This is a genomic window from Anaerovibrio sp. (genome assembly GCF_051866355.1).
Taxonomy (GTDB): Bacteria; Bacillota; Negativicutes; order Selenomonadales; family Selenomonadaceae; genus Anaerovibrio.
On sequence record NZ_JBJDWZ010000120.1, the window covers coordinates 2,382 to 8,147 of the forward strand.

General features: G+C 44.3%; 3 protein-coding genes. All 3 read right to left on the reverse strand.

What is annotated here, in order from left to right; translation table 11 throughout:
- On the reverse strand, nt 1–4,230 hold a 4,230-nt coding region (locus ACI3UA_RS06360; protein WP_439723984.1), incomplete at its 3' end, for a hypothetical protein.
- A 15-nt stretch (nt 4,231–4,245) separates the two neighbouring features.
- On the reverse strand, nt 4,246–4,971 hold the full coding sequence (locus ACI3UA_RS06365) for a hypothetical protein (protein ID WP_439723985.1): 726 nt from the start codon (nt 4,969–4,971) through the stop codon (nt 4,246–4,248).
- An 18-nt stretch (nt 4,972–4,989) separates the two neighbouring features.
- Nucleotides 4,990–5,766, reverse strand: a 777-nt coding sequence (locus ACI3UA_RS06370; protein WP_439723986.1) for a hypothetical protein, incomplete at its 5' end; no start/stop codon positions are given.

Genomic DNA, 5,766 nt, shown 5'->3' on the forward strand with positions numbered 1-5,766 from the left:
CCTCTGAAAATCCTCTCCCATCTGCTCTGTGAGATGCTTCGGCACGACAATCAGGGACTTGTTCGCCAGCCCCAACCGCTTGGATTCCATTGCACTGGCAATCATTTCAAAGGTTTTGCCAGCCCCTACGCAATGGGCCAGCAAGGTATTACCACCATACAATGTATGAGCCACAGCATCTTTCTGGTGCTTCTTTAAAGTAATATCCGCAGCCATGCCAGGGAATGTCAGGGCCTCACCATTGTACTCCCGTGGCTTGATGCTGTTGAAATGACGATTGTAGTACTCCGTAATTTTTTCTGCACGCTTCTCATCAGCAAAAAGCCATTTTCTGAAAGCATCTTTCAAATCCTGCTGCTTGATACGTGCTTCCAGGGTGGCTTTTTCATTAAGCTTTTTCCGCTCACTGCCATCCACATAAACCATATCATAAATTTTTGCTTCACGTAGATTTAAAGCCAGTTCGCAGAGTTCAAGGGCATTTTTGCCATTTGCACTGGAACCGGACGTCCCATAAGTAGTATTCACCAGCGGATTGTTTTCCAGGGCATTTTTACTGTTGATTTTCCACTCCCCTGTCACATGCGAAAATTCCACCGTTATATTTCTTTGATATGACGGAATATTCAAAGTCTCAAAAAGAAAATCCTTGATAATTGACGGATTCAGCCAGGTTGCACCAAGATTGACAGAAATTTCTCCCGGCTGCAGATCTTCCGGTTTAGCTGCTTCCAATGCCCGAAGATTGCGCTCCAGCCTATCAATCTTTTGCTGCAGTTGCTGACATACCTCATCATTTGCGGCCACCTCTGCAGCTTTTTGACGATAATCTTCCAAAAAGGCATTAAAGCCTGCCGCTTCCTTGAGAAAAAATTCTTTGCGTTCCGAGATGGATAAATCACTTACCATACTTTTATATTCCTCTCTATCCAGCTCAGAACCCTTTTTCATTAAATAATTGTACACAGGAATCATATACTCCGGATGTTGCCATGCCTCCGGACGGGTAGGATCATTAAACATGCACCTGCCGATATTCATCATAACCAAATCCGGCAATTCAAGGCAATGAAAAAGTTCATGATAATATGACTCCATATCCCCTCTGAAAAAATGACTTTCGATTGATCTGCCAAGCTTAACTGCCTGTAAAGGAAACAACGGATCCTCTCTAAACTTGACTGGCACATATACTAATTGTCTGGCATAAGCCATCAACATCAAATCACGATTATCATTATGTGACTGCAGATATATCTTGCTATCATCATCGATATTATAATCCCTGACATTATTTTTTATCGCGCTATAAATCTGCGCCTCTATCTCATTAGATGGAGTAAACTCATACCTGTCCCACCCCGGAGAAAGTTTTTCTGCCACAACTTTATTTTTTCGCTCGGACAAATTATCTATTACCTGCTGCACATCCTCTATTTTCTGACGAATATTGCCGGACAGATATTCATCTGCCAGCTGGTATTTATCATGTGCAGTATCGTAATAAATGCTGGTGAACTCCAGCTCATTGATAATATCCTGCTCCGAACTGCCTGTCAGGCCTGCCATGTACTCAATATCTACATCGCCACGCTCATTAATGGAAATTTTCAAAGCATCCTCGGCTGTATCAGCGTGTTGAGGTGTAATATCTGGTTTGATAGTTCTTTTAGTGAAAATATCTGCTTTTTTGATGAAAACCTTGCTATCATACACTTCCAAGGATCGTAGCAAGGAATAAGACGGATCCTGGGCAAACAGCTTTTTCAACTTACTGTCCTGCTGAATCCTGCCATATCTTTCCACATACTGGTCGTACCAGCTGTTCAGCACGCGTTGCTTTTCCGTAAGTATATCATCCGTACAGCCCTTACGCTGGTTTGCCAGCAGATCATACACCGCCTCCCGAATATGGATAGCAGAAATAAGCCGCTTTTCGTCAGCAGCTGAAACATCAATATTATCCTTTGTACCATCGGCTTTATGATGAATCACACGCCCATCCTCATAGAAAAAGCCAATGGCCCCTGCACGGGCACCTTTTTCCTGCACTGGCACAGGCAGGGGAGTTTCACTTTCCTGATATACCCCTTCTGGAATATTCCTTTGTACGGCCTCGTCTAAAAGCTCTGCCAGTGGCTTATCCAGATTCTCCTCGCAATACCACTCATCGCCAAATGGGCCGTTGCGTTTCTGCATTTTGCCTAAAATGTTATCTGTGAAGTTTTTATCCGGATCTGAATAGATCGGGCGGTAATAATCATTTGTCGGTATGTAATCATTGACATAAGAATTTATCCAGTCCTCATGACGTGCATCTTCTTTCGACAATTCATGTTCACGTTTTTTGAAGAACAGGATATCGGTAGTTACTTCCGTACCTGCCCCCTTAAATGCTGTGTACGGCAAGCGGAATGCCCCTACCAGCTCCGCTTTCTGTGCGATATACTCACGTGCCTTCGGATTGTGCTTATCCAATGTTCCAGATGATGTAATGGCCGCAACAATACCTCCTGGGCGCACCTGATCCACCATCTTAGCGATAAAGTAATCATGTAGCAGCATCCCTTTGTCACGATATTGCAGATCTGCACGCATTTTATAATCGCCAAATGGCACATTGCTGATTGCCAGGTCAAAGGAATTGTTTGCAAACTTAGTATCCTCGAAGCCTTGATTGGTAATCTCCGCTTCCGGATGAGCAAGAGCAGCAATACGGCTGGTGAGGCTGTCCAGCTCTACGCCAAAAAGATTGCTGCCCTCCTTCATTGCCGAAGGCATTTCCTCAAAAAACCTGCCGGAACCAACAGCTGGTTCAAGAATATTGCCACCCTGAAATCCCATCTTCTCAATAGCCTTGTAAATCCCCTGGATAACCTCCGGGGAAGTATAATGAGCATTAAGCACAGAACCCTTGGCAGCTGCATATTCTGCTGCTGTCAACGTGTCCCTGAGCGCATCATACTCATTTTTCCAGGACTTATTAAACTCATCAAACACCTCCGGGATGCCACCAAAGCCCCGATAGTTTTTCAGTAATATCCGTTCATTTGGCAAAGCTGTTCTCCCGGCATCCTCCAATTCTTTTGCCAGCTTTATAGCTGCCAAATTTATGGCAAACACTTCCCTCTTGCCTTTCGCCGAAGACATATCAGCCGAAAAATCAAACCTCCCCAGGTCTATATCTGTCAATCCATCTCGCAAATCTCCCTCAGCAGGCACTCCTGGACTGTTTCCCTCACCTGGTTCAGCATTCCCGCGTACTCCAGGCACGGCATCCCCGGTGGAAGCTGCTCCGGTATCCCGTTCCTCTCCATCAGCTGCTTCTCCAGACGATCCGCCTTCTGGCTGTATTCCTCCTGATAATTCATCAGGTAGCTTTTCGCTATCCCCTTCTGCAGCATTTCCTTCCACTGATCCGGCTTTTCGCTCATCAGGAAGCTTCTCCGGGCGTTCCCCCACTGCCCCATGTACAGATTCTCCAGAGGAATTTCCTCCCTCTCCCAGTTCATCTCGTTGTCTTCCATTGCTCTCATCGCTCCTCGCTTCTTCTTTTGCTTTTTCCTGATTCTTGATAATAAGGCCTATAGGAGTCAGCATATTTCCTGTCATGCTGTTTACCTGGCTAAGCATGAACTCTGCATTAAAGTCCTGCCAATCATGCAACATGAACTGCATCCCCAGTTCATCCTCTGCATTGTAGCCCAGCCTCTGCAATACAACATAGCTACAGCTGAGGGCATACAGCTCCACATCGGAAATTTTTTCTGTTATGCCATCCAATGCATTATATCGCTCGGCAGCAGCAGTAAAGCTGTCCATAATACGTTCAGTAAGAGAACCTTCCCCAGGGAACATATTATCAAGAATATCCTTATGTTCCGCCTCGTTAAACGACCATAAAATGCTTTCCGGCTGCACCCCGGCCTTATACTTATCAGTATAGCGAAAATCATAAACTTTCTCCACATCAGTAGATGTAGAATTTAAAATTTCTATACCAGGAGCATTTTCTTCCAGCTGCCAGCCAAGAGTATTATTCCATATAGGTGCTGTTGCCACAGCTACTGTTGATGCCGGAGCATGAAAAAACAGGTTAATCTGTTGCGCCAAGGAATACTTGTGAAACTTTGCCATAGTATTCAAAAATTCCATATATCTCTCCGGGCTATTCTTGACATCAGCTAAAAACTGATTATTTTCGGCCAATAGGCTTTCTTTATTTATCATCCGAAAACGCTCCTTTCATCTTCCCTTGGACTGCTCGTGACCGTTTATATAGTCTTTTTCGCCGCAAAAACGCTGTAAAACATCCTTGCCCTTGGCTTTAATCCCGTCAAGAGATTGCACCATTTCACGGAAGTCCATCATAGCCTCCTTCATGGTTTCATAGAACTCCGCTACCAGGGAAGGTTCTCTGATCGGCTCGTCATAAAAAGCTTTTTCTGCAAACCTAAGTATATCCGTACTCTTCTGGAATATTTCCGTAGCTGTCATATCAGGGTTATCCAGCGTTACAGCCTTATGAACATAGTTCAAAATGTCAGCTGCGTAATATCCCTCCTCCAGCATATCCATTGCCTTGCTTATGGCTTTTTCATCAGATTCCTGAAAGTCTTTTAACTCCACTGCCTCAATATACATTTCCTTAAGCTTTGGCATGACACTGCACAGCATCTCTCCGGCAGCTTCCACCCTGGCATGAATCTCAGGCATTATTTCGCCTGCCCTGTATGGATTTTCATCTGCAACAATCAGATAATCATCACGCCCAGCTATCCGAAGCTCCCCAAAGTCACCAACATCTTTCTCATGCTCCCACGCCTGCAAAAACTCCACTGGATCGATAGGATAATACTCATCTGGCGAAAAATATTCACCCACCACTTTTTCTGTAAGAATATCCCGGATAATCTCAATCTGATTGGCATTCATGCCAAAATCCTGTAACTTCATTTCATACTCGCTCATAACGCTATTTCCTCCTGTCTATCTCTTTGAGCTATTTTCTTTGCTCATACCTGTTTTGATTTTCTGATATTCCGGATTTTTCATAATGCAATCCGTAAGATAATCACTATACTCCAACTTTGGATTAGCGACCGCATAAGGGCTATGCTGCTGAACGATGTTTACAGCATTAAACATGGCTACGGCATCACCCATGCTGTTCTCGAAAGCCTTCAGACAAAAATCCATATCGGCCTTTTGCCAGGCTTTTTGATCACAAGGGCGGATGCCAGACAGCCCATAATCAAAGGTATGGTCATAAATAAATTTTTTATACTGCATCTCCACATTATCTTTAATATTTTCCTGGGAAGCCTTCTCCCCGACAAAAAATACATCCCGGAACTGCGCCCTGTAAGCATCGAAAGCCTCTTTCCCAATCTGGGCAATCTGCTCCGCCTTGATCTGCTCACGTTTTTTTCCTTCAAGTGGTGCAAAAATCTGCATTCCCTTGAAATTACGGATTGAAACTTCCTGAAAAAAATTATTCTCCTTTACGTTTGACAATTTGCCAGATTTATTTAGATAAAACAGCCTGTCATCCACCTGCAGCACATCGCCAGCCTTAACATCCAGCTGCAGGAGATATTCTGTCATTTTTTCCTGCACAGCAGGTATAACATCCGCCGAAGACGATTTGTACTGCTTAAAATCTATTGGCAGCTTTTCCTTAACTGTTTCGATAAACGATTTGCCTGCCCACTTCATCCCGGCATCTGCATGATGAAGCCTGACGCTCATCATCTTTTGGGCACT